We start from the raw sequence: 23583 nt of genomic DNA on the forward strand, positions 1-23583 counted from the left end.
TACGCCGGTTCCGGCACAGCTTCTCACCGTGAGGTGCAACGTCCGCGGGCGGGTTTCCCATTCGCTCGCGCCCCTTGACGCCTCATGGCGGCCGACCTAACCTCCACTGAACACGTCTAGACAGGTAGGTCGACGATGACGGAATCCCACGACACCCGCGAATCCCCGGACAACAGATCCGCGGGCCGACAGCTCCAAGTGGAGACACACGGCCTCGACGTGATCGGCGACGCCGAACGGAAGGGCACTCCCCGGACACTGTTCTGGCCCTGGTTCGGAGCCAACGTCGGTGCTCTCGGCCTGAGTTACGGAGCGTTCGCGCTCGGCTTCGGCATCTCCTTCTGGCAGGCGCTGATCGCCGGATCGATCGGCATCGTGTTCTCCTTCCTGCTCTGCGGCTTCGTCGCCGTGGCGGGCAAGCGCGGATCCGCGCCGACCATGGTGCTCAGCCGCGCCGCCTACGGCGTCCGTGGGAACCGGCTGCCCTCGGTGATCTCCTGGGTGCTGACCGTGGGCTGGGAGACCGTGCTCTGCGCGCTCGCGACGATGGCCACCGCGACCGTCTTCGGGCGGCTCGGCTGGGGCGGCGGCACCGAGACCAAGGTGATCGCCCTGATCCTGGTCGGCGCGCTGATCGTGATCGGGGGCGTGATGGGCTTCGACGTCATCATGCGCCTGCAGACGGTGATCACCGTTGTCACAGGGGTGCTCACGGTCGTCTACATCGCGCTGGTCGCCGACCACATCCACTGGAGCACCGTCAGCGCCGTACCGGCGGGCTCCGGACAAGAGTTCATCGGCGCACTGGTCTTCATGATGACCGGCTTCGGACTCGGCTGGGTCAACGCCGCCGCCGACTACTCCCGCTATCTGCCGCGCGGTTCCTCCAGCCGGGGCGTCATCGGCTGGACCACCGTCGGCGGCTCGGTGGCGCCGCTGCTCCTGCTGCTCTTCGGCCTGCTCCTCGCGGGCTCCTCCGCGGACCTCAGCCAGGCCATCGCCATCGACCCGATCGGCGCGCTGACCACCATCCTGCCCACCTGGTTCCTGATCCCCTTCGCCGTCGTCGCCGTGCTCGGCATGGTCGGCGGAGCGGTCCTGGACATCTACTCGTCCGGCCTGGCGCTGCTCTCCGCCGGTCTGCGCGTGCCGCGCTATCTGGCGGCGCTCGTCGACGGCGTCCTGATGATCGCGGGTTCCGTCTACATCGTCTTCTTCAGCGACAACTTCCTCGGCCAGTTCATCGGCTTCCTCACCACGCTGGGCGTCCCCGTCGCAGCCTGGTGCGGGGTCATGCTGGCCGACCTGGTGATGCGCCGCCGTGACTACGACGAGCGTGACCTGTTCCGCACCGGCGGCCGGTACGGCGATGTCCCGCTCCAGCCGCTGCTGCTCACCGTCGCCGCCACCGCCCTCGGCTGGGGCCTGGTCACCAACTCGGCCGCGAGCTGGCTGGAGTGGCAGGGCTATCTGCTCGACCCGTTCGGACTCGGCGGCAAGTCGGGCGCCTGGGCCTACGCCAATCTGGGCGTCCTGCTGGCCCTCGCCGTCGGATTCCTCGGCACGCTGGCCCTCGGCCGCGGCCGGGTGCGCGCCCAGGAGCAGCAGAAGCCCAGCGAGGAGGTGCTCAGCGCGGCATGAGTGACGAACAGGTTCACGGTCAGCTCACCGTCATCGACATGCAGCGCGTCTTCGCCGAACCGGACAGCCCCTGGGCGACGCCCCGTTTCGACGAAGCCGCCCAAGGTGTACGCCGATTGCTGCCGGCCTTCGGCGACCGCGTCACCTTCACCCGCTTCCTCGCGCCCGAGAAACCCGTTGGCGCCTGGCGTGCGTACTACGACCAGTGGCCCTTCGCGCTGCAGCCACCCGACGCCCGGCTGTGGGAGCTGGCGGACGAATTCGCCGAACAGGCACGGCACTTCGTGAACGCCACCACCTTCGGCAAGTGGACCCCCGAGCTCGCCGCACGCGTCGGCACCGACGGGCGGATGGTCCTGGCCGGAGTCAGCACCGACTGCTGCGTCATGTCCACCGCCCTCGCCGCCGCCGACGCCGGAGTGGAGGTGCTGGTGGTGGCCGATGCCTGCGCGGGCGTCGACGACGACTCGCACGCCAAGGCCCTCCATGTGCTGGACCTGTACCGGCCGTTGATCCGCGTCGTCACCGTCGACGAGGTGCTCGCCGGGGGCGCGGCATGACCGGAGTCCGCCTCAAGCATCAGCAGATCACCGAAGTACTCGCCAAGGAGATCCGCAGCGGGGACCGGCCGACGGGGGAGCAGCTGCCGGGCGAGCACGCCCTGGCCCAGCGTTTCGGCGTCAGCCGCACCACGGTGCGCGCCGCACTCGCCGAACTGAACGACGCGGGCCTGATCGCCACCCGCACCGGCAAGGGTTCGTACGTGCTCTACGACGGCCGCCCGCTCGACGACCGGCTCGGCTGGGCGCACGCCCTGGCCGTCCAGGGCATCGACACGCGCGTGCGGACCCTCGCCGTACGGGAGGTTCACGACAAGGAGCTCGCCGGTCGACTCGCCCTGGACACACCGACGTTCATACGGGTGGAGCGGATCCGGGAACTCGTCGCGGACGGCTCGGTGATCTCGTACGAACGCAGCTGTCTGCCGCCCGTTCCCGGTGTCAGGGAACTGCCGGGGCAGGGCCTCGGCGAGCTCTCCCTCACCGAGGTGCTGCTGCGGGCCGGACTGCGGCCCGACCACGGTGAACAGCGGCTGGCCGGGCGGCGGATCGACGTCCGGGAGGCGGAGGTGCTGCGCCGTGAACCGGGCGACTGGTTCCTCGACACGCGGCGCACCAGCCGCGCGGTCGACGGCGCGTTCGTCGAACACGTCGAGAGCCTGCTCGACCCCGACCACTTCCAGCTGTCCCTCGAGTTCGGCTGACCCCTGGCTTCGGCCGACTCCCTACGGAAAGTACCCATGACCCTCCAGAACCGCGCCGCCGGAGCCCTGTACGGGCTCGCCCTCGGTGACGCCCTTGGCATGCCGACCCAGATGCTGTCGCGCCCGCAGATCGTCGCCCGGTACGGACCGATGCTGACCGGCTTCCACCCCGCCGCCCCGGACCATCCGCTGGCCGCTGGGATGCCGGCCGGGGCGATCACGGACGACACCGAACAGGCCCTCCTGCTCGCCCGGTTGCTGCTCGACGGCAAGGGAAGTGTCGACGCGGCGGAGCTGGCCCGGCGCCTGGTGGCCTGGGAGGAGGACATGCGGGCCCGTGGCTCCCTCGATCTGCTCGGCCCCTCCACCAAGCGCGCGGTGGAACAGGTCCTGGCGGGCACGCCCGTGGACGAGGTCGGGCGGTACGGCACCACCAACGGCGCGGCGATGCGGATCGCACCCGTGGGTATCGCCGTGGCCTCGACGGATCCGGTCGCGATGGTGGACCGGGTCGTGGAGGCCAGCAGGCTGACCCACAACACGGGGGTCGCGCTCGCGGGCGCCGCAGCCGTGGCCGCCGCGGTCAGCGCGGGACTTGACGGTGCGTCGGTTCCGGAGGCGGTCGAAGTCGCCGTGTCGGCGGCCCGGTTGGCGGGAGGCCGTGGCCACTGGGTGGCCGCCGCCGATGTGGCCGAGCGGATCGTCTGGGCCACCGAGCTGGTGCGAGACCTCGACGCGGCCCAAGTCTGCGACCGGGTCTACGCGTTGGTGGGCACCAGTCTCGCGACCCAGGAGTCCGTGCCCGCCGCGTTCGCCGTCCTGGCGGCCTGCCCGGACGACCCGTGGCGGGCGGTGCTGCTCGGCGCGTCCGTCGGCGGCGACTGCGACACCATCGCCGCGATCGCCGGCGCTGTCGGCGGCGCCTGCCACGGCGTGGACGCCTTCCCGGCCGAGGCGCGGGCGACCTTGGTACGAGTGAATCCGCAGTTGGACCTGGACGCGACAGCCGCCGCGCTCCTGACCCTGCGAGGGCGGCCGTGACCCGGCTCCTGCACCTCGGCAATGTGGTCATGGACCTGGTCCTGGAGGTTCCCGCCCTGCCCGAACGCGGCGGCGACGTCCTGGCCACCCGCACCGAGCGGACGCCTGGCGGCGGTTTCAACGTCTTGGCGGCGGCGGCCCGCCAGGGCCTGCCCGTCACCTACGCGGGAGCCCACGGCACGGGCCCCTTCGGAGACCGCGCCCGGAGCGCGCTCCGCCAAGAGGGCATCGACGTCCTGTCGGCACCCCGCCCGGACCTCGACACCGGCTTCGTCGTCTGCCTCGTCGACGCCGAGGGTGAGCGCACCTTTGTCACGAGCCCCGGTGCCGAGGCCACGCTGACCGTCGGCGATCTCGCCGAACTGCGGCCAGGACCGGATGACTTCGTCTACATCTCCGGATACAGCCTGCTGCACGAAGCCAACCGTGACGCCCTCACCCAATGGGTGCCTCGGCTCGACCAGAACGTCACCGTGATCGTCGACCCGGGGCCGCTGGTGGACGAAATCCCCACGGCCGCCATGGAGTTGTTCCTGGCGCGCGCCGACTGGTGGACCTGCAATGCCCGCGAGGCCCTGCTGCTCACCGGGATCGACGACCCGTCCGCCGCGGCCGTGGCCGTCCGGTCACGTCTGAAGCGCGGCTCGGCCCTGATCCGTACCGGACCGGACGGCTGCCTCCTGCACCACGAAGGCACGCTCTCCGCGATCCCCGGCTTCACCGTCCGGGCTGTCGACCTCAACGGCGCGGGCGACGCGCACACCGGCGTCTTCATGGCCGCGCTGGCCAAGGGGCTGCCCCCGTCCGACGCCGCGCTCCGCGCCAACGCGGCCGCCGCGGTGGCGGTCACCCGGCCCGGGCCCGCCACCGCGCCCGACGCGCAGGCGCTCGACGAGTTCCTCCGTCAGTCGCGCCCGGTACCCCGGTAGAGGTCCAGCTCACCGTCGAGTTCAACGGCCAGCACAGTGGCGTACTCGTCGAGGTCGGCCGCGGCGGGGGCGTCGATCCAGGTCACGCCGGGTACCGCGTCCAGGCCACCGGTGATGTGGTGACCCAGTTCGGCGCCCGTGCCGAGCACGGACACCCGGCGCACCGCGTTGCGCAGCCCGCGGATCGACACGGCCTCGCGCGGCACGTCGAAGCAGGTCAGGTACAGGGTGCGACGGTCGGCGGACAGGGTGCTGGGGCCGTAGTGGTGGCCGGGCGGCAGTCCGGCGACCGTCCCGTACACGGCGTCGGCGTGTCGCGAGATCCACGCGCCCATGCCTTCCAGGCGTTCGACCTGTTCCGCCGGGATCGTCCCGTCCTCCATGGGGCCGACGTCGAGCAGTAGGTTGCCGCCCATGCCGATCGTCTCGGTGAAGTAGCGCACCAGCTGGCGTACCGACTTGTAGTCGTGGTCGGTGGGCCGGTAGCTCCATGAGTCGTTGATCGTCAGGCACAGCTCCCAGGGGCCGTCCGGGGCCTGGAGCGGGACGCCCTGCTCGGGGGTCGCGTAGTCGCCGTGACTGAGCATGCGGGCGTTGAGAATCGCGTCCGGGCTGCCCGCGAGGATCAGCTCGGCCAGCTCGCGCATCCGCCACTGCTCCTCCGTGCGCTCCCACTCGCCGTCGAACCAGAGCAGGTCGGGGTGGAAGCGGTCGACGAGCTCGCCGACCTGACCGTCGCGGTAGGCGAGGTAGCGCTGCCAGGCTGCCGGGTCCTCCTTGCCCGGCTCGGCATGGGAGAAGGGGCTGGGGGACTCGCCCGGCCTGACGTGCCGGACGCTCGGGTAGTCGGGGTGGTTCCAGTCGGAGTGCGAGTAGTAGAGGCCGACCTTGAGGTCACGCTCGCGCAGGGCGTCGACGAAGCCGGTGACCAGGTCCCGGCCGGCCGGGGTGTCCCGGACCACGTCCAGGTTCCGGTGGCCGGTGTCCCACAGGGCGACGCCGTCGTGGTGCTTGGTGGTCAGCACCGCGTACTTGGCGCCGACACGGGCGAACAGCTCCGCCCAGGCCGTCGGGTCGTATTGCGAAGCGGTGAAGCGGTTGAGCTGTTTCATGTACTGCTCGTGCGTGACCTCGCCCGTGTAGAAGGACCAGGACTCGGCCCATCCGTCCACGGCGTAGATGCCGTAGTGGATGAAGATGCCCAGCTTGGCATCGGAGAACCAGGGTTGCATCGGCATGCGGCCACGCTAGGCGCGGGTGCGCGGCCCGCGCGTGGGCGCAGGTCACCACTACTGGTCGATTCTCACCGTGCGGCCCGAACCTTGTGAGATCCCTTTACGTGCCTGTCATGTCCCTGTAGCTTCCGCGCTGCAAGAGATTTCAGGAACTTTCCGGTTCTTCTTGCAGTGCAACTCCCCACCCGCTGGGCCGCATTGGAGTCGCTCATGAGACGTACATCCCCGTTCCCGCTCGTGGCGCTCGCGGCGGCGACCCTGCTGGTCGGAGGGATCCCGCCGGACGTGGGCTCCCCGCCCATGGGCAGGACGGCAGCCGAGGCGACGAACACCGCGACCGTCTTCTACTACACGAAGACCAAGAGCTGGCCGGCCACCTATCTCCACTACGCACCGGACGGCGGCTCCTGGACCACCGTGCCCGGCGTGCAGATGGAGGCGGCCTGCACGGACTGGGTGAAGGAGACCGTCGACCTCGGCTCGGCCGCCGGCCTGCAGGCCACCTTCAACAACGGCAACGGCACCTGGGACAACAACGGCGGCGCCAACTACGCGCTGGGCACCGGCGACATCACCGTCAAGGACGGCGTGATCGCCCACAGCGACCCGTGCGCCGGCACCGATCCGGTCGAGGGCAACGAGGCGACCGTCTACTACTCGACGGCCACCTCCGGCTGGACCACCGCCAATATCCACTACGCGCCCACCGGCGGCTCATGGACGACGGCCCCCGGCGTCGGCATGGAGACGGCCTGCACGGGCTGGTGGAAAAAGACCCTCGACATCGGCACCGCCACCTCGCTGAAAGCCGCCTTCAACAACGGCAACGGCGTCTGGGACAACAACAACAGCGCCGACTACACCCTCCCCACCGGCACCACGACCGTGCAGGACAGAACGGTCACCACGGCCGCCGAGGACCCGTGCGCCGCCGAGGAGCCGGACACCGAGGCACCGACCGCCCCGACCAAGGTCACCGCGAGCGCTACCAACACCTCGATCGTGATTTCCTGGGAGGCGTCCACCGACAACACTGCGGTGACGAAGTATCAGGTCACGCGCACGGGCGGCACCAAGGGCACGGTCGTCACCGACGTGGGCTCAACGGTGTACTCCGACACGGGACTTGAGGAGCTGACCGGCTACACGTACACGGTGAAGGCCGTCGACGCGGCCGGCAACACCTCGCCCGCCTCCGCCGCGGCCACCGCGACGACCGGCGAGGAGGCACCCGAACCGGCCTCCGGCACCCCGCTGGGCACCGACCCGCGCAAGGACCCGATCTACTTCGTCCTCACCGCCCGCTTCTACGACGGCGACAGCTCCAACAACCGCGGCGGCAGCCAGCACGTCAAGTCGGGGAACGCGGCCAACAACGACCCCATGTTCCGCGGCGACTTCAAGGGCCTGGTCGACAAGCTCGACTACATCAAGGCGCTCGGCTTCTCGGCGGTCTGGGTCACACCGGTCGTCCTCAACCGCTCGGACTACGACTACCACGGCTATCACGGCTACGACTTCTACAAGGTCGACCCGCGTCTGGAGTCCGCCGGCGCCTCCTACCAGGACCTGATCAACGCGGCGCATGCCAAGGGCATGAAGATCTACCAGGACGTGGTCTACAACCACAGCTCCCGCTGGGGAGCCAAGGGCCTGTTCACCCCGACCGTCTACGGCGTCCGCGACTCGGAGTGGAGCTGGTACTACGACGAGAAGAACGAGGGCTTCGAGTACGACGGCCTGACGGTCGATCCCAAGTCCGGGAAGTCGTACTACAACGGCGACCTGTGGTCGACCGCCGAGCCTTCTGGGAACACCTGCGTCAACTGGGGCAAGGCGACCGGCGGCAAGAGCTCCGAGGGCTACACGCTCTACAACTGCCAGTGGCCCAGCCCCACTTCCGGCATGTTCCCGAAGGCGTACTACCACCAGTGCTGGATCGGGAACTGGGAGGGCGAGGACGCGCGCTCCTGCTGGCTGCACGAGGACCTGGCCGACTTCAACACCGAGAACACCGCCGTCCAGAACTACTTGATCGGCGCCTACGACAAGTACATCGACATGGGCGTCGACGGCTTCCGCGTCGACACCGCCGTACACATCCCGCGCGTCACCTGGAACCGCCGTTTCCTGCCCGCCATCTACGACCGGGTGACCCAGAAGTTCGGTACGACCGCCGCGCAGAACTTCTTCGTCTTCGGCGAGGTCGCCGCCTTCGTCAACGACAAGTGGAACCGCGGCTCGGTCAACCACTCCGCGCAGTTCTACACCTGGAAGGAACGCAAGGAGTACAGCGCCGACGACGAGACCGCGGCCATCGAGCAGTTCACCTACGAGAACAACCTCGGCACCGGCAACCAGCCGACGTCCACCAACGCCTTCCTGAGCGGCAACAGCTACCACACGCCGGACCGCAGCCAGTTCTCCGGAATGAACATCATCGACATGCGTATGCACATGAACTTCGGTGACGCGCAGAACGCCTACAACAACGGCAAGGACTCCGACGACTCCGTCAACGACGCCACGTACAACGTCGTCTACGTCGACAGCCACGACTACGGCCCCAACAAGTCGAGCACCCGCTACAGCGGCGGCACCGAGGCGTGGGCCGAGAACATGGCGCTGATGTGGACCTTCCGCGGTATCCCGACCCTCTACTACGGCTCGGAGACCGAGTTCCAGGCCGGCAAGCAGATCGACTGCGGTCCGACCTGCCCACTGGCGTCCACCGGCCGTGCCTACTACGGCGACCAGCTCGCCGGAACCGTCACGGCCTCCGAGTTCGGCAAGGCCGACACGGCGAGCGGCCAGGTCGCCACGACGCTGGCCCAGCCACTGGTCAAGCACCTCCAGCGGCTCAACCAGATCCGCCGGGCGATCCCCGCCCTGCAGATGGGCCAGTACTCCACCGACGGCATCAGCGGCTCGATGGCCTTCAAGCGCCGCTACACCAGCGGCTCGACGGACAGCTTCGCGCTCGTCACGGTCACCGGCGCCGCGACGTACACCGGCATCCCGAACGGCACCTACACGGACGCCGTCACCGGTGATGTGAAGACCGTCTCGAACGGCACGCTGTCCGTGGCGGCTCCCGGCAAGGGCAACCTCCGGGTGTACGTACTGAACGGTCCCGGGAAGATCGGGAGCGACGGGCCGTACCTCAAGTAGCCCTGTGGGGCCCGGACTTGAAAGGTCCGGGCCCCACGCCCCGTCAGATCCGGTCCGCCGCGATCAGCAGATAGTGGAAGCTTCCTTCCTTGTACGCGGTCAGGAACGCCTCCTCGAACCCGTGGCCACCTCCGACTCGTACTCGCGCGGCCCCGGTTCGTAGTCCACGAACGTGCCAGGGAGGTCCGCCTCGCCCACATGCCCCGAGCTGAGCGCGATGTCGGCCTCGCCCGACCGGTTGCTCGGCCGGTGTCCGTCGGAGCCGATTCTCTCGACATGCGCCCGCAGCCCCTCGTACCGCTCCGCCACCGCCCGGTACGCCGCGTGCGGCAGCGCCAGGACCGTGGGGGCCGTCGCCGCGCGCGCCGTGAAGTCCCAGGTGCCGTCCGCGCCGGCGAGGACCTCACCGCCGAACGTGTCACCGTCGGCCAGTAGACCGGTGATCGTCTCGTCCCCGTAGGGTCCCGCGCCGACCTGCTCCACCTTGCCGTGCACGATGAGGAAGACATGGTCGGCCGGGCCGCCGGCCTCCACCACGAGCTGGCCGGGCTCGTACTCGCGCTGTACGAACTGCTCCGCCAGCACGCCCAGCGTGTCGCCGTCCGAGAACCCGCGCAGCAGCGGAAGTTCGGCGAGTTCCGCGGGGATGATCCTGACCCGCGCACCGGTCTTCACGAACGTCACCCGCCCGTCGCCGACCGCGTACGACACCCGACGGTTCACGCGATACGTGCCGCGCGGCACGTCCACCCACGGGAGCATGCGCGTCAGCCACCGGGAGCTGATGCCCTGCATCTGGGGCTCGGACTTGGTCGTCGTCGTCAGGTTCCGTGCCGCGGCGGCTCCGAGGCTCTGTTGCTCCCGCTCCTCGGCGCCCTCCGCGGGCGCCGTATCGGTCTCGACCGACATGGGTTCCTTCTCTCCTGTTGCGTGGGTGACAGAACGCATCCGGACTGTCACGCTCCGCGCCGACAGCTACCCGTGATCGGCCGCGACGAATGACGCCTTCGGACGGCGTGCGAAGCACGTCCCGCCACGAAGTGCCTCCGCACCACCGCCGATTCACTCGGATGCGCCTGGTTGGCGGTATCCGGTCGGTACCCGGGCGCCCCTCGCCGTGTTCAATCGCCAGTACCGCCGCGCGCTGACGGACTCGCCCACTAGGAGGCACCGTGATCGCAGTTCCCGAACCCGCGCTCACCGAACGCGAACTGATCGAGCGCGCCGTGGAGTTACGACCCGCACTGCTCGAACGCCAGCCGGAGACCGAGCGGTTGACGCACTACCCCAAGGACACCCACGACGACTTCCTGCGGGCCGGCTTCTACCGGGTGCTGCAACCGCGCCGGTACGGCGGCTACGAGTTCGGTCTGCCGACCTTCTACCGCGTGGTGACCGAGACCGCGCGCGGCTGCCCCTCCACCGGCTGGGCCCTGTCGCTCACCGCCGCCCACGTCCTCCAGGTCGCCGGCCTCTTCGACGAGAAGGCGCAGGACGAGATCTTCGGCGACCACGGCGAGTTCCGGGCCGCGTCCACGGTCGTGCCGATCGGCGTCGCCCGGCCCGACGGAGACGGCCACGTCGTACTCGACGGGACCTGGCCGTACTCGTCCGGCGCGCCCTACTCCACGCACTACCTCGGCCAGACACTGCGCGCACCGGAGAAACCCGGCGACCCGCCAGGACCCTTCGTCCTGTTCCTGGCACCGCGCGCGATCTGGACGGTGGTCGACGACTGGCACGGCGCCCTCGGCCTGCGCGGCAGCGGATCCAACAGCATCCGCATCGACGAGGGTCGCGTCCCCACGTACTTCACCCGGGAGATGAGCCTGCTCGACCTGCCCGTCGAGGGCGGCACCCCCGGCTCGAAACTGCACGGCAACGCCATGTACGCGGGGCGCTCGCCGAGCTTCTACCACGGTGAGCTGGCCGCCATCATGATCGGCACCGCGTACGCGGCCGCCGACGAGTACGCCCGGATCATCGCCGAACGCCCGCTGATCGCGGACCCCACCCGCACCCGCTCCGAACTCCACGACTACCAACGGCATTTGGGAGAAGCGCTGGGCGCGATCCACACGGCCGAGGCGGCGCTGCTGCGCAACGCGGAGGACTGGATGGAGGTCTGCCGCCGCAATGTCTCGGGCGAGGCCCCGTTCACCAGCGCCGAGGACAACCGGCTCGCGCTCGTCTTCCTCACCGCCGGGCGGATGGCGTGGGACGTACTGCAGGGCATCCTCTTCCGCACGGCCGGTTCCCGGTACGCCCGCGACGGTGAGCGGATGCAGCGGTACTTCCGGGACGCGGCCACGTGCTGGACGCATGTCGGTCCCACCATGGCCGAGCCGCTGTACCGGCGGGTCGGCCGCGACCGCCTCGGCCTGCCCTCGGACGACATCCCGCTGCTGCCCTGAGCGAAGACGTCGAGCGAAGCCGTCGAGCGAAGACGTCGAGCTAAGGCGCCGAGGGAAGCCGCTGAGCGAATTCCCTGATGGAAAGCGCGAGGGTTGCCTCCGCTCCGGATGGGTACGCGACGAGGGTGTGCCCGGGGCGGTCCCCGTCCCGGGCGGCCCGTCCGTACTACCCCGGGATTTGCCATGGACACCCCCTCGAACAACCACACCGCGCCCGCGACACCCGCCCAGGAAGCGTTGGACACGCTCGCTGTGAACACCGAGGACGCCGAGGCCCTGGCCACCCTCGCCGGCAGCGACGTGCTGGTCCCCGTGCCGGACGACGTCAGTGAGGAGGACGTGGCCGACCCCTCGGCCGTGGCGTTGCCCGTCCTGGAGGCGCCCGGCGGTGAGCAGGTCGTGCCGGTCTTCACCTCGGAGCTGGAGATGGCCGAGCTTCTCCCGTCCGTTTCCCGCTACCGCATGGTGCCGCTGGGCGCGCTGGCCTCCCAGTGGCCGGCCAGTGACCTGGCACTCTCGATCGACGCCAGTTCGGCACACGGTCTGACCCTCACCTCGGAGGGCGTACGCACCCTGCTGGCCAGGCCGCTGGGGTAGGGCGCCTAGAGACTCTTGCCGGGATTGAGGATCCCGCGCGGGTCGAAGGCGTCCTTCAGCCGCCGCTGCAGAGCATGGGCCGCAGGCCCGAGCTCGTCCGCCACCCACTGCCGCTTCAGGACCCCCACTCCGTGCTCGCCCGTCAGGGTGCCGCCCAGACGCAGGGCCAGCGCGAAGATCTCTCCTGCCGCCTCCCAGGCGGCGTCCGGGAGGACGGGCAGCGACGGGTCCACCACGATGATCGGGTGGAGGTTCCCGTCGGCGGCGTGCGCGATCGTGAAGACGGGCACGTCATGGCGTGCGGAGATGGCGCGGATCTCACGGGCCGCCTCCGCGAGGCGGGAGCGGGGTACCGCGATGTCCTCGATCAGCGGACGGCCCAGGCGCTCCAGCGCCGGCAGCGCGAGACGGCGGGCGGCGAGCAGCGCGTCGGCCTCGGCCGGGTCCGTCGTCGTCTCGACCGTCGTCGCCAGCGGTGACAGGAGCCGGGCGACGGTCGCCGCCTCGATCGCCGCTCCTGCGCCGTCGCACTGCACCAGCAACAGGGCGGCGCCGCGCTCCCGCAGCGCCGGGTCGATGGCGCCCAGCACCGGCCCGTCGACCAGTTCCGCAAGCGCGGGCTCGACTCCGGCCCGCCCGATCGCGTACGAGGCCTCGGCTGCCTCCTCGAAGGAGGCGAAGTACGCGGCGAGTGTGGCCGTCGCCACCGGGACGGGGCGCAGCCGCAGCGTCGCCGACGTGATCACCGCGAGGGTGCCCTCGGAGCCGGTGAGCAGCGCAGTGAGGTCGTAGCCGGTGACGCCCTTGACCGTACGGCGGCCGGTGCGCACGACGGTGCCGTCCGCGAGCACCGCCTCAAGACCGAGCACGCTGTCCCGCGTGACGCCGTACTTGGCGCAGCGCAGACCGCCCGCGTTGGTCGCGATGTTCCCGCCGATCGTGGAGATGGCGGCGCTCGCCGGATCGGGTGCGTAGCGCAGCCCGTGGGCGCCGGCCGCCCGGTCCAACTCGGCGGTGATCACGCCGGGTTCGACCACGGCGAGCTGGTCGTCCGGCGACAGTTCGAGGATGCGGTTCATCCCGGACAGATCTAGGACGAGCGCGCCCTCGCCTGCCGTCGCCCCGCCCGACAGACCGGTGCCCGCGCCGCGCGGAACCACCGGCACGCGCAGTGCGTGCGCGTGCCGGAGGGTGACCGTCACGTCCTCGGTCCGCCGGGCATGGACCACGGCGAGCGGGCTGCCGTCGGGCCGCGTGCCGGAGCGGTCGGTGGCGTGCGCGGTCAGCGTGGCCGGGTCGGTGGTCAGCCGGTCGGGGGCCAGATCACGGGCGAGCAGGCCAAGGAGCTGGGCCGACGTGGTGGTCGCTGGTGCTGTCACGGGTTCGGTGCCTTCGTTTCGTCGGGTTCCGTCGCTGCCTTGGATTCCGTCGCCCTGCTCAACGCCTTCGTTCCGATCGCGAGCAGGGAGATGTCCTCCTGAGGCGCGTGCACGGGCGCGCACTGGATGTCGCGGAAGTGCCGTTCCAGGGGGTTGCCACGGGCCAGGCCCGGATTGCCGAGCAGCCGCACGGCCAGCTCCACGGCCCGTACGCCGTGCCGGTCGGCCAGCACGCGCGCGCCGAGTGCCTGTTCCGGGGTGTACGAGGAGTCGCCCGCGTCGACCCGGGCGGCACCGCCGAACACCAGCTGCTCGGCGCCGGCGAGCAGCACCTCGATCTCCCCGGCCGTCCGCCGGAAGCGTTCCGTACGGGCCACCGGATGACCGAGATTGGCGGGCACCCGTGCGTGCGCGAAGGTGTGGAAGAAGGCCTGCGCCGCCCGGGCGACGCCCAAGTAGAGGGCGGCCAGCGGGAGATGGAGCGCCGCTCCCGCCCGGTTGTCCTGCTCGGAGTCGGGGCCGTGCGGGCCGAGGCCCACGACATGCTCGTACGGGATCTCCACCTCGTGGAAGGTCACGTCGTGGCTGCCGCTGGCACGCAGCCCCAACTGGTCCCAACGGCCGGTGATCTCGATGCTAGGGGAGCCGCCGGGGACCAGGAAGGTGCCCACGCGGGGCTCGGGTTCGTCCGTCGTGGCCCACACCAGGAACCAGTCGAGGCCGTCCGCCCCCGTCACGAACCGTTTGGTACCCCTGACCGACCAGCCGTCGTCGGTGCGACGCGCGAGGGTGGCGGGCAGTCCGCCCCGCGCGGGGGAGCCCAGATCGGGCTCCACGCGCGCGTGGTTGATGAGAACGGGCCGCTCCTCGGACTCCTTGAGTACGCGCGCGTACAGCTCGTCGGGCCAGTGCGGCTGGACGGCCTGGCGGGCGTGGGTGTTGAGGGTCATCGCCGTGATCAGGGCGACGGAGGGGTCGCCCTGGCCGAGGGTGTACAGGATGCGCGCGGTCTCGGCGACCTTGCCGCCCTGGCCGCCGTAGCGTTCGCCGACGGTGGCGGTGAGCAGTCCGGCTTCGTGGACGGCCTGGAGTGACTCGGCGGGGAAGGCGGCCGACTGGTCGTATTCCGGAGCCAGTTCGGCGAGCCTTGCCGTCACCCGCGAGGTCACAGGGCCTTCTTGAGGTCGGAGTTCAGCTCGGTGGACCAGAACGACTCGACGTCCAAGTGCGACTTCAGGGCGCCCAGTTCGGTGAAGACGTCCGCCACCTTCTGCTGGGAGGCGATCGTGTCGTCGCCGACCGTCCTGGCCTGCGTCTGGCGCTGCGCCTGCTGGGCGCGGAAGTCGCTCTCCGCCTGGGCCTCGGGCTGGTGGGTGGCGTCCGCGATCACCTTGGCGTATTCGGTCTCGCGCCCGTCACGGACGTACGCGTACGCCTGGGTGATCCGGGCGATGAGATCGGCCGCGGCGGCGCTCTGGGCGGAGTTGTCCAGGACGCTGTCGCGCGCCGACCAGAGGAAGTTGCCGGACAGGATGTCCTTGCCCGAGCCGACTGTGGTGGCGCCCTGCTGGTGGGCGGTGATGATCGAGGTGCCGTAGGAGGCGAAGGCGTCGATGCCGCCGCCGTTCAGAGCCGCGAGCCCGTCGTTGGGCAGGAGGGGCTTGGCGTCGATGTCGGACCACTTGAGGCCGGCCTGCTTCAGCAGCTCGTACAGGAAGTAGTGCGCGGTGGTGTTCTGGACGTAGCCGACCTTCTTGCCCTTCAGGCCCGCGATGTCGGTCACCTCGGAGCCCTTGGGGACGACGACCTCCTGATTGAGTGTCGAACCGCGCTGTACGGCGACCACCTTGAAGTTGGGTCTGCCGTCCGCCGCCGCGAAGACCGGCGGGATCTCGCTGGAGGAGGCGAGGTCGAGCGCTCCGGCCCGGATGGCCTGGAGCTGCTGGTCACCGCCCTGGAAGAGGCTCCACTTGACCTTGTACGGGGTGTCGTCGAGGTGGGCGAACTTGAGGATCGCCTCCTCGTTCTTCCAGCCGGTGGCGCCGACGCGCAGGGTGACCGTGGAAACGTCGGACGACGACTCGGCCTGCGCCTGGGTTCCGCAGGCGGCGGTCAGCGCGAGGAGCAGCGCGGCGGCGGTCGTGCGCAGGACGCGCTTGGGGGTGCGAGCGAACACGGAAGCTCCATGGGTTCAGGCGGCCTGGGAGGTGGCGGCGCGGTGGGCGAGTTCCTGCCGGACCAGCGGGAGGACGTAACGGGCGTAGTCGATCGCGTCGTTGAGCGGGTCGTAGCCCCGGATCGACAGCAGGTCGCAGCCGATGTCGACGTAGTCGAGCAGTGCCTGTGCGACGGTCTCGGGGGAGCCGACCAGTGCGGTCGAGGCGCCCGCGGCGTTCGTCGCCACGGCCGGGGCCGTCCACAGGCAGCGGTCGTGGACCTCGCCGCGCTCGGCGATGTCGAGGAGCCGCTGCGAGCCGACGTTGGCCGGGCGCCCGCTCGTCTTGTAGTGGCGCAGCAGCTCCGTGCCCGAGGCCTGCTCCTTGAGCACGCCGAGTGTGCGGTGCGCCTTCTCCCAGGCCAGCTCGTCGGTGGGCGCGATGATCGGGCGGAACGACACCCAGATACGAGGGTGGGGGCGCCCGGCGGTGTCCGCGACAGCGTTGACGGCGGCGATCTGCTCCGCCGTCTCCTTCAACGGCTCGCCCCACAGCCCGAAGATGTCGCCCTGCTGCCCGCCCACCCGGTAGGCGTCCTGCGAGGAGCCGCCCACCGAGATCGGGACGAGCCCGTTGACCGGCCGTACGTCGGAGTGGAATCCCTCGAACCTGTAGTGCTTGCCCTCGTGCGAGACCGGCCCGTCCGCCGTCCACACCTTCCGCAGGATCTGGATGTACTCGTCCGAACGCTCGTACCGCTCGGCCTTGTTGAGGTAGTCGCCCTCCCGGTGCTGCTCCTCGTCACTGCCGCCGGAGATGATGTGCACCGACAGCCGGCCGTTGCTGATCCGGTCCAGCGTGGCGAAGGCGCGGGCCGCGTGGGTGGGGAAGATGACGCCGGGCCGGTGCGCCAGGACCGGCCGGATGCGCTCGGTGTGCGTGGCGACGAACTGGGCGAGCTGGAGGGCGTCCGGCGAGGCCGAGTGGTAGGCGACCAGCGTGTGGTCGAAGCCGCCGTCGTCCAGGGCGCGGGCGTAACGGCGTACGTAGTCGGGGTCGAAGCCGGTACGCGCGCTGGCAGCGGGACCGTTCGCTCCCGAGTCGGTGTGGACGGCGCTGATGAACTCTACGGGCATGGTGAACTCCTGGCTTTCAAAGGCGGCTTGCAGTCACAGGCGACGGGCGGTCGAAGGCGACGTGCGGCCACAGGTGACTTGCTTTCCAAGGTCACTGGTCACTTGAGGACGGACGTGTCGGCGGACTTCGCCACGTCGACGTTCGGTTCCAGCACGCCGATGCCGTTCATCAGGTCGGCCACGCCCTGGACCGTCCCGTTCACCTCGGACGTGATCGGCAGAACCTTGCTGTACGCGGCCGAGGCGAGCGTCTTGGCGACGGAGGCGTCGGCGCCGTTGAGCTTCACGATGGCGTCCGCGTACGCGTCCTGGTGCGTGCTCGTCCACTCCAGGGCCGTGCCGAGCCGCTTGAGGAAGTCGCCGAGCGCGGCCTTCTTTGCCGGGCTCGCCAGGGCCTTCTCGGAGGCGCCGATGAAGCCGTACCCGCTGATGCGCCCGTCGGCGCCGTCGATGAGGACCCGGCCGCCCTGCTGCAGCCCGACGGCCTGGTAGACCCCGAAGGTCGCCCAGACCTGGATCTTCCCGGAGGCGAAGGCCGCCTGCGCGTCGGTCGGCAGCAGGTACTGCACCTTCACGTCGGAGTACTTGAGCCCGTTCTGCTGGAGCACGTTGGCCAGCAGGTACTCGGCGATGCTGCCCTTCGCCGAGGACACCACGACCGTCTTGCCCTTCAGGTCCTTGACGCTCTTCACGTCGGAGCCCTTGGGGACGATGAGCGCGGTGTGATGGCCGTCGTTCTTGAGCGCCGCCACGTTCTTGAACTTCACGCCGCCGCTGAGTGCCTGGAGGGCGGGCAGGTCGGCGGAGTACGTGGTGTCGGCGGCGTTCGCCTGGACGGCCTGGTAGAGCGGGGCCGCGCCCTCGAACTCGGCCCACTTCACCTTGTACTTGGTGCCCTTGAGCGCGTCGGAGGCGGCGAAGATGGTCTGGAGGGTCTTCGCCTGGTCGCCGATGGTCAGGGTGACCTCGTCCTGGCTGGTGGCCGTGTCCGCCGATGAGTCGGCGCCGCAGGCGGTCAGCGCCAGCAGGGCGGTCAGGCTCAGTGCGGCGGCTGCGAGTCTGCGTATCACGAGGGGGTCCCTTCGAGGGTGGGGGTGACGCCGAGCCAGCCGAGGAGGCGGGCGCGGAGGGTGACGAATTCGGGGGCGGTGAGATCCCGGGGGCGGGGCAGGTCGACGGTGAGGTCGTGGGCGATGCGGCCCTCGTCCATCACCAGCACCCGGTCGGCGAGCAGCAGCGCCTCCTCCACGTCATGCGTGACCAGGAGGATCGCGCAGCCGTGCCGCTTCCACAGCTCGCCGACCAGCTGCTGCACCTTGCCCCGGGTCAGCGCGTCGAGCGCGCCGAACGGCTCGTCCAGGAGCAGGAGTTCGGGCTCACGGACGAGGGCGCGGGCCAGCGAGACGCGCTGCGCCTGCCCTCCGGAGAGGGTCTTGGGCCAGACGGTGGCCCGTTCCGCGATGCCGACCTCGTCCAGCGCCCTGTTGGCCAGCGCGCGGTCGGGGCGGCCGGGCAGCCCGAGGACAACATTGCGCCACACCTTCAGCCAGGGCAGCAGACGGGGCGACTGGAACGCGGCGCTGCGCCGCGCGGGCACGGTCACCTCGCCGCCGATCTCGTCGTCGAGCCCGGCGAGGATGCGCAGCAGCGTCGACTTGCCGCAGCCGCTGTGTCCGAGGAGGGCCACGAACTCGCCCTCACGGATGTCGAGGTCGAGGTCGTGCAGGACGGTATTGCCGTCGAAGGCCCGCGAAAGCCCCCGTATCTCCACGCTGTTGGTCATGATCAGGCCTCGCCCTCGAAGTTGGCGCGCCAGGTCAGCAGACGGCGCGAGAGGACCCGTACGGCGAAGTCGCAGGCCAGACCGAGCAGCGCGTACACGGCGAGGCAGAGCACGATGATGTCCGTGCGGAAGTACTGCTGGGCGTTGCTCATCAGATAGCCGAGGCCCGCGTCGGCGTTGATCTGCTCGGCGAAGACGAGCGCGAGCCAGGCGGTGGAGAGCGCGTACCGCAGGCCCACGAGTGCCCCCGGGAGCGCGCTCGGGAGGATCACGTACTTGATCAGGCCCAGCCTGCCGAGCCCCATCATCCGCGCCGCCTCGACGAGTTGGGCGTCGGTGGAGCGGATGCCGCCATAGATGTTGAAGTACAGCGGGTAGGTGACACCGAGGGCGACGAGCGCGATCTTCGGGGTCTCCTCGATGCCGAACCAGACGATGAACAGCGGGATCAGACCCACCCACGGGATCGCCCGGAACATGCCCATCGACGAGTCGATGACGTCCTCGCCGAGCCGGAAAAGACCGGCCAGCAGGGAGAGGCTCAGCGCGATCGTCGCGCCGATCAGGAAGCCGATGGCGGCCCGGCGTCCCGACGCCGCGATGGCGCTGGGCAGTTCACCGTTCCTGGTCAGGTCGACGGCCTGGCGCAGTACGTCGACGGGAGAGGCGAGGACGGATTCGGGGAGGACGCCCGTGGCCGAGGTCAGGAACCACAGGAGCACGAGGCCGACGGGGCCGGAGGCGCGGCGTACGGAGCGGGGGACGGTGAAGCGGCGGGCGGTGCGGGCGGTGCCTCGGATGGTGACCCGGGGTGTGGTCTTCGGGGCCGGAGCGGAGGGTGCGTCGGGGGTCGGGCCGGCCGGTACGGGTGGTGCCGTGGCCAGGGGTTTCGTCGTCATGGCGGGGGTTCCTCTCGCGTCGCCTCAGGACGGCAACGGGCCGGTCGCGGCGGGGCGTGCGGGATCGGCGGACCAGGCGGACCAGGAGCCGGGGAAGAGCGTCGCCTCGTAACCGGCTATGGCGAGTGCGGCGATCTGATGGGCGGCGGTGACGCCGGAGCCGCAGTAGACACCGATGCGCGAGGTCGCGTCGGCGCCCTTGTCCGCGAACCTCTTGCGCAGCACCTCGGCGGGCAGGAAGGTGCCGTCCGCCGCGAGGTTCTCCCCGGTCGGCGCGGAGACCGCGCCCGGGATGTGGCCCGCGCGCGGGTCCACCGGTTCCACCTCCCCGCGGTAGCGTTCGGCCGCGCGGGCGTCCAACAGCAGTCCCGTCGCGGCGAGATCGGCGGCCCCGTCCACGTCGACGGTCTGGAGCCTGTCGGGACGCAGTACGACATCACCCGGCGACGGATCGGCGGGGGCGCCGGACTCCAGCGGCAGTCCGGCCGACCGCCACGCTCCCAACGCCCCGTCCAGGAGCGTCACTTCGGCCACTCCGGCGTAGCGCAGCAGCCACCACGCCCTGGCCGCGGCCGTGTTCCCCAAGTCGTCGTACACGACGACCGGTTGCCCGTCCCGCACACCCCACCGCCGTGCCGCCGTCTGCAGATCCGCGAGATCCGGCAGCGGATGGCGTCCGCCCTCCGGGCTCGGCGGCGCGGCCAACTCGGTGTCCAGGTCGACGTACACGGCACCCGGTATGTGCCCGGCCGCGAAGTGGTCGCGGCCGTGCGGGTCGCCGAGCGCCCAGCGGACGTCGAGTACCGCGGGCGGTTCGGCGGAGCGCAGCAGAGTGTCGAGCTCGGCGACCGTCGTCGTCACCCGGGCGGTCATGCGAGGCCCTCGGCGATCAGGGGCAGTTCGGGGGAGAGGCGCAGCCGCTCCAGGAAGAGGACGACCGCGGCGGCGGCCGTGCGGTGCAGCGCGTCGTTGAGTACGTCGTGACGGCCGCCGTTGAAGGTCACGGTCCGTACTCCGGGATGGCCGGCGTACGCGCTCAGCGCCTGGTCGAGGGGGCTGACCTTGTCGTCCGTGCCGTGCAGGGCCAGCACCGGGACGCCTACGAGATCGAGACGCAGCTCCGGCAGAGCGGCCGTCGCGTCGAGGGCTCCGCGCCGGAACTCCGGGTCGTTCGTGAGCCGGCCCTGGTGGGTGGGGCAGGCGGTGCGCGCCTCGACCTCGGTCTCCCAACTGCCCGACTCCCAGGGGCCGGTGGGCAGTCCGGCGAGGATCAGCGCGTCGATCCCCGGCGTCTGCTCGGCGGCCAGGTGGGCGGCGTACCGGGCACCGCTGTCCGAACCGACCAGCACCTTCGGGCCGGGCAGCGATTCGTCGGCGAGAAGCTTGGCGGCCTGGTCGGGCACCGAGGGGTCGGTGGTGGGATCACCGAGGGCGCGTACGCGGTAGGCGTCGAAGGCGAGCCGGCGGCCGAACCGCTCGTACACGCCGCCGTGCTCACCGCGCCCGGCCAGCACGATGAGCGTGCCGCGGGCGGCGAGGCCTTCGGGTTCGTTCCAGGAGGACGGGGGCGGGGATGCGGGCATGAGGGGGCGACTCCCTTGGACGGCTGGGCATGCGTGGGGGGCGAACATGCAGGGGTGCGAGCGCGCGTCTCAGGTCCCGCTGTCACGTGTCAGGTACGACAGGGCGCGACTCGGGAGAGAAACGGGAAGGAAGCTCGGTGGGCCGTACTCGTCAGTGACGGTCGGCGAAGTGCTTCAGCAGGTCAGCGACAACGCGCGCTGCTCGCCACGCCGAAGTCGATGACTCGGCGCTGCGTCAGAAAGGCAGCGGAAGCGGTGGCGTGAAGCATGGACTCATCATGACCGGACGTGGCCGGATACGTCCAACGACGATTCCGCATCGAAATCGATCAGCAATCGAGATCGGTGCCGGAATCGGGCTACCGTCACCGCATGCCCCAACCTGTCCTCGACATCGTGGCCCTGCGCAGCCTGACCGCGATAGCCGACTGCGGCGGCTTCCATCGCGCGGCCCACTCCCTCGCCCTCAGCCAGTCCGCGGTCAGCCAGCATGTGCGCAGGCTGGAGAAGGCGCTGGGCCGCCCGGTCGTCGAGCGCGAGGGCCGCGGGATGCGGTTCACCCCCGACGGACGCCTGCTGGTGGAGCAGGCCCGCCGTATCCTCGCCGTCCACGACGAAGCCGTGCGTGCCCTCCTCGACGTGGACGGCGACACCGTCACCATCGGCTCCACCGAGCATGCCGCCGACCAGTTCCTGCCCCGGCTCACCGCGGCCGTACAGGCGGTGCGGCCCGGCTGCCGGGTGCGCTTCCGTATCGACCGCTCGGCACGCCTCGTCGAGGCCGTGGAGCGGGGGAGCGTGGACGTCGCGGTGTACGTCACCGAGGCCGCCGCCACCGAGGGCACGCCGGTCGGCGGACTGCCGCTCACCTGGCACGCCACGCCCGGCTGGACGCCGCCCGGGACGCCCGATCCCGTCCCGCTGGTCGCGATCGAGGACCCCTGCGCGATCCGCCGCCGGGCCATCGCGACTCTCGCCGCGCACGGCGTCGCGGCCACGGTGGTCGGCGACGCCGGCTATCTCGCGGGCGTCCTCGACATCGCCCGCACCGGCCAGGGCGTGGCCCTGCTCGCCGCGGTCGGGCCCGCACCGGACGGCCTGACCCCGTACGACGGGCTGCCCCCGGTCACCCCGATCCCCATGAGCGCGCTGGCTCGCCCCGGCGCGGACCCGGCGACGGTCACGGCCGCGTTCGACGCGGTGCGGGATCTTCTGCGGTGAGGCGGGGATGTGGCGCGGGCCGGGGGACTCCCTGTGCTACGCGTTCAACATGCGGTCGAGGACGGCGCGTTGCAGGGGGCGCACCTCGGCGTGCAGGTCGTGTCCCTTCGCGGTGAGCGCGACCCATACTCCGCGCCGGTCCTCGACACAGACGGTGCGTTCCACCAGGCCGTCCTTCTCCAGCCGGCCGATGAGGCGGGACAGGGCGCTCTGGCTCAGATGGACCCGGTCGGCGATGTTCTGCACACGGCAGAGTGCGCCGGGCTGCACGGCCGTGCCGGAGGCGAGGATGTCGAGTACCTCGAAGTCGCTGGCGCCGAGACCGTACGGGTGCAGCGCGCGGTCGATCTCGCACATCGTGCGCGCGTGCACCGAGAGGATGTCCCGCCATTGGTCCTCGAGCCGGACGTCGGGCGTCTTCGCTGCCATAACACAACGGTAACAGAGATCCGGCCAGTCATTGATTGTGCAACTAGTGCAGGCGCATTCAGTTGCCCGCGCTGCTCGGCGGGTGCCCGCCCTGCTCAGCGGCTGCCCACCCCGCTCGGCCGGTGCCCGCCGCGCTACTCGGCGGACGAGTCCTGGAGGAGCCCGATGAGGTTCCCGTCGGCGTCCTTCACCGAGGCGATCAGCCGGCCGCCGCCCACGTCCTGGACGTCCTGGAGCGACTCGGCCCCGGCTTCGAGCAGGCCCGCCAGAGTTCCCTTGATGTCGGCGACGTGCCAGTAGGGAACGGGCCCTGTCATGCCCTTGGCGTGGCCGTTCGGGTCCAGGCCGACGTCCTGCCCGGCGTCCTTGAAACCGACGTAGTACGCCTCGTCCACGTACGGGTCCACCTGCAGCAGTGCGCTGAACAGGGCCTTTGCCTTGGCGATGTCCTTGACGGGGTAGATGATGGTCTTGAGGCCTGCGGTCATGACGACTCCTCGTGTCTGTCGCGTTGTCTGTCCCACCGACGCGGATTCCGTCGGTGGTTTCACGCTAAGGCGGGGGAGTGCCGGGTGGCTTCTCGAATCCTGACCGGTGCGGGCGCGCCTCGCGTGGGCGGAGCCGTTGGAGAGGCGCGCACTGGGTGAAGTCCTCGTGGTCGCAGCGGGCGCACTGGATCAGGGCGCGGGAAGCCTGCGCGGCGGC

22 protein-coding genes are annotated in these 23583 nt (G+C 70.6%); 9 read left to right on the forward strand and 13 right to left on the reverse strand.

Annotated elements, in window-relative coordinates:
* Positions 1-135 precede the first annotated feature (135 nt).
* The 5 genes from OG246_RS28990 to OG246_RS29010 are packed head-to-tail and all read left to right on the forward strand — an operon-like array spanning position 136 to position 4875.
* Positions 136-1641 carry a cytosine permease gene (locus OG246_RS28990; protein ID WP_266469791.1) on the forward strand — a complete coding sequence of 502 codons (1506 nt, stop codon included), beginning with the start codon at positions 136-138 and terminating at the stop codon, positions 1639-1641.
* Entirely contained in the window at positions 1638-2201 is a 564-nt protein-coding gene (locus OG246_RS28995; protein ID WP_266469793.1) for a cysteine hydrolase family protein, read from the forward strand. Before OG246_RS28990 ends, OG246_RS28995 begins: the two co-directional genes overlap by 4 nt.
* On the forward strand, positions 2198-2905 hold the full coding sequence (locus tag OG246_RS29000) for a GntR family transcriptional regulator (RefSeq protein WP_266469795.1): 708 nt from the start codon (positions 2198-2200) through the stop codon (positions 2903-2905). Before OG246_RS28995 ends, OG246_RS29000 begins: the two co-directional genes overlap by 4 nt.
* A gap of 36 nt (positions 2906-2941) precedes the next feature.
* Positions 2942-3946: an ADP-ribosylglycohydrolase family protein gene (locus tag OG246_RS29005; RefSeq protein WP_266469797.1), complete on the forward strand. Its 1005-nt coding sequence runs from the start codon at positions 2942-2944 to the stop codon at positions 3944-3946.
* On the forward strand, positions 3943-4875 hold the full coding sequence (locus OG246_RS29010) for a PfkB family carbohydrate kinase (protein ID WP_266469799.1): 933 nt from the start codon (positions 3943-3945) through the stop codon (positions 4873-4875). The genes OG246_RS29005 and OG246_RS29010 overlap by 4 nt, the downstream gene beginning before the upstream one ends.
* Here the strand turns inward: OG246_RS29010 and OG246_RS29015 are convergent.
* Complete coding sequence (locus tag OG246_RS29015) at positions 4851-6113, reverse strand: alpha-L-fucosidase (protein ID WP_266469801.1); 1263 nt, start codon at positions 6111-6113, stop codon at positions 4851-4853. The genes OG246_RS29010 and OG246_RS29015 overlap by 25 nt on opposite strands.
* Positions 6114-6410: 297 nt before the next feature.
* On the opposite strand from OG246_RS29015, the gene OG246_RS29020 reads away from it, so the two are divergent.
* Positions 6411-9281, forward strand: coding sequence for a carbohydrate binding domain-containing protein (locus OG246_RS29020; RefSeq protein ID WP_266470993.1), 2871 nt, complete (start codon positions 6411-6413; stop codon positions 9279-9281).
* A gap of 99 nt (positions 9282-9380) precedes the next feature.
* Here OG246_RS29020 and OG246_RS29025 read toward each other — a convergent pair whose 3' ends face one another.
* Positions 9381-10229, reverse strand: a complete 849-nt coding sequence (locus OG246_RS29025) for a cyclic nucleotide-binding domain-containing protein (RefSeq protein WP_323178339.1) — start codon at positions 10227-10229, stop codon at positions 9381-9383.
* Positions 10230-10453: 224 nt separating this feature from the next.
* Between OG246_RS29025 and OG246_RS29030 the strand changes: the two genes are divergently transcribed.
* Positions 10454-11695: an acyl-CoA dehydrogenase family protein gene (locus OG246_RS29030; protein ID WP_266469803.1), complete on the forward strand. Its 1242-nt coding sequence runs from the start codon at positions 10454-10456 to the stop codon at positions 11693-11695.
* Positions 11696-11878: 183 nt separating this feature from the next.
* Positions 11879-12292 carry an SseB family protein gene (locus tag OG246_RS29035; protein WP_266469805.1) on the forward strand — a complete coding sequence of 138 codons (414 nt, stop codon included), beginning with the start codon at positions 11879-11881 and terminating at the stop codon, positions 12290-12292.
* A gap of 5 nt (positions 12293-12297) precedes the next feature.
* Here the strand turns inward: OG246_RS29035 and OG246_RS29040 are convergent, their stop codons facing one another.
* The 9 genes from OG246_RS29040 to OG246_RS29080 all read right to left on the reverse strand — a co-directional run bounded on the left by OG246_RS29040 (position 12298) and on the right by OG246_RS29080 (position 21228).
* Positions 12298-13671, reverse strand: a complete 1374-nt coding sequence (locus OG246_RS29040) for an FAD-binding oxidoreductase (protein ID WP_266469807.1) — start codon at positions 13669-13671, stop codon at positions 12298-12300.
* Entirely contained in the window at positions 13668-14840 is a 1173-nt protein-coding gene (locus OG246_RS29045; protein ID WP_266469809.1) for an acyl-CoA dehydrogenase family protein, read from the reverse strand. Before OG246_RS29045 ends, OG246_RS29040 begins: the two co-directional genes overlap by 4 nt.
* A complete protein-coding gene (locus tag OG246_RS29050) occupies positions 14837-15847 on the reverse strand; it encodes an ABC transporter substrate-binding protein (RefSeq protein ID WP_266469811.1) in 1011 nt (336 codons plus the stop codon). The genes OG246_RS29045 and OG246_RS29050 overlap by 4 nt, the downstream gene beginning before the upstream one ends.
* A gap of 15 nt (positions 15848-15862) precedes the next feature.
* Complete coding sequence (locus tag OG246_RS29055) at positions 15863-16963, reverse strand: LLM class flavin-dependent oxidoreductase (RefSeq protein WP_266469812.1); 1101 nt, start codon at positions 16961-16963, stop codon at positions 15863-15865.
* Positions 16964-17061: 98 nt separating this feature from the next.
* On the reverse strand, positions 17062-18033 hold the full coding sequence (locus tag OG246_RS29060; RefSeq protein WP_266469814.1) for an ABC transporter substrate-binding protein: 972 nt from the start codon (positions 18031-18033) through the stop codon (positions 17062-17064).
* A complete protein-coding gene (locus OG246_RS29065) occupies positions 18030-18746 on the reverse strand; it encodes an ABC transporter ATP-binding protein (RefSeq protein WP_266469816.1) in 717 nt (238 codons plus the stop codon). Before OG246_RS29065 ends, OG246_RS29060 begins: the two co-directional genes overlap by 4 nt.
* Positions 18747-18748: 2 nt before the next feature.
* Positions 18749-19645: an ABC transporter permease gene (locus OG246_RS29070; protein ID WP_266469818.1), complete on the reverse strand. Its 897-nt coding sequence runs from the start codon at positions 19643-19645 to the stop codon at positions 18749-18751.
* 24 nt (positions 19646-19669) lie between these two features.
* Positions 19670-20518 carry a sulfurtransferase gene (locus tag OG246_RS29075; RefSeq protein ID WP_266469820.1) on the reverse strand — a complete coding sequence of 283 codons (849 nt, stop codon included), beginning with the start codon at positions 20516-20518 and terminating at the stop codon, positions 19670-19672.
* Positions 20515-21228 carry an alpha/beta hydrolase gene (locus OG246_RS29080; RefSeq protein ID WP_266469822.1) on the reverse strand — a complete coding sequence of 238 codons (714 nt, stop codon included), beginning with the start codon at positions 21226-21228 and terminating at the stop codon, positions 20515-20517. Before OG246_RS29080 ends, OG246_RS29075 begins: the two co-directional genes overlap by 4 nt.
* A gap of 372 nt (positions 21229-21600) precedes the next feature.
* Here OG246_RS29080 and OG246_RS29085 point away from each other — a divergent pair, with 372 nt between their 5' ends.
* Positions 21601-22449: a LysR family transcriptional regulator gene (locus tag OG246_RS29085; protein WP_266469824.1), complete on the forward strand. Its 849-nt coding sequence runs from the start codon at positions 21601-21603 to the stop codon at positions 22447-22449.
* A 36-nt stretch (positions 22450-22485) separates the two neighbouring features.
* Here the strand turns inward: OG246_RS29085 and OG246_RS29090 are convergent, their stop codons facing one another.
* Both OG246_RS29090 and OG246_RS29095 read right to left on the reverse strand, forming a co-directional pair.
* Positions 22486-22878 carry a MarR family winged helix-turn-helix transcriptional regulator gene (locus tag OG246_RS29090; RefSeq protein WP_266469826.1) on the reverse strand — a complete coding sequence of 131 codons (393 nt, stop codon included), beginning with the start codon at positions 22876-22878 and terminating at the stop codon, positions 22486-22488.
* A 134-nt stretch (positions 22879-23012) separates the two neighbouring features.
* Positions 23013-23366, reverse strand: a complete 354-nt coding sequence (locus OG246_RS29095; RefSeq protein ID WP_266469828.1) for a VOC family protein — start codon at positions 23364-23366, stop codon at positions 23013-23015.
* Positions 23367-23583 lie beyond the last annotated feature (217 nt).

The organism is Streptomyces sp. NBC_00620, assembly GCF_026341825.1.
GTDB lineage: Bacteria > Actinomycetota > Actinomycetes > Streptomycetales > Streptomycetaceae > Streptomyces.

Coding starts and splice junctions, on each gene's coding strand:
- OG246_RS28990 (WP_266469791.1), top strand. CDS start 136: ATGACGGAATCCCACGACACCCGCGAATCCCCGGACAACAGATCCGCG.
- OG246_RS29005 (WP_266469797.1), top strand. CDS start 2,942: ATGACCCTCCAGAACCGCGCCGCCGGAGCCCTGTACGGGCTCGCCCTC.
- OG246_RS29080 (WP_266469822.1), bottom strand. CDS start 21,228: ATGCCCGCATCCCCGCCCCCGTCCTCCTGGAACGAACCCGAAGGCCTC.
- OG246_RS29035 (WP_266469805.1), top strand. CDS start 11,879: ATGGACACCCCCTCGAACAACCACACCGCGCCCGCGACACCCGCCCAG.
- OG246_RS29020 (WP_266470993.1), top strand. CDS start 6,411: ATGGGCAGGACGGCAGCCGAGGCGACGAACACCGCGACCGTCTTCTAC.
- OG246_RS29000 (WP_266469795.1), top strand. CDS start 2,198: ATGACCGGAGTCCGCCTCAAGCATCAGCAGATCACCGAAGTACTCGCC.
- OG246_RS29070 (WP_266469818.1), bottom strand. CDS start 19,645: ATGACGACGAAACCCCTGGCCACGGCACCACCCGTACCGGCCGGCCCG.
- OG246_RS29065 (WP_266469816.1), bottom strand. CDS start 18,746: ATGACCAACAGCGTGGAGATACGGGGGCTTTCGCGGGCCTTCGACGGC.
- OG246_RS29015 (WP_266469801.1), bottom strand. CDS start 6,113: ATGCCGATGCAACCCTGGTTCTCCGATGCCAAGCTGGGCATCTTCATC.
- OG246_RS29090 (WP_266469826.1), bottom strand. CDS start 22,878: ATGGCAGCGAAGACGCCCGACGTCCGGCTCGAGGACCAATGGCGGGAC.
- OG246_RS29075 (WP_266469820.1), bottom strand. CDS start 20,518: ATGACCGCCCGGGTGACGACGACGGTCGCCGAGCTCGACACTCTGCTG.
- OG246_RS29095 (WP_266469828.1), bottom strand. CDS start 23,366: ATGACCGCAGGCCTCAAGACCATCATCTACCCCGTCAAGGACATCGCC.
- OG246_RS29025 (WP_323178339.1), bottom strand. CDS start 10,229: ATGCGTTCTGTCACCCACGCAACAGGAGAGAAGGAACCCATGTCGGTC.
- OG246_RS29085 (WP_266469824.1), top strand. CDS start 21,601: ATGCCCCAACCTGTCCTCGACATCGTGGCCCTGCGCAGCCTGACCGCG.
- OG246_RS29055 (WP_266469812.1), bottom strand. CDS start 16,963: ATGCCCGTAGAGTTCATCAGCGCCGTCCACACCGACTCGGGAGCGAAC.
- OG246_RS28995 (WP_266469793.1), top strand. CDS start 1,638: ATGAGTGACGAACAGGTTCACGGTCAGCTCACCGTCATCGACATGCAG.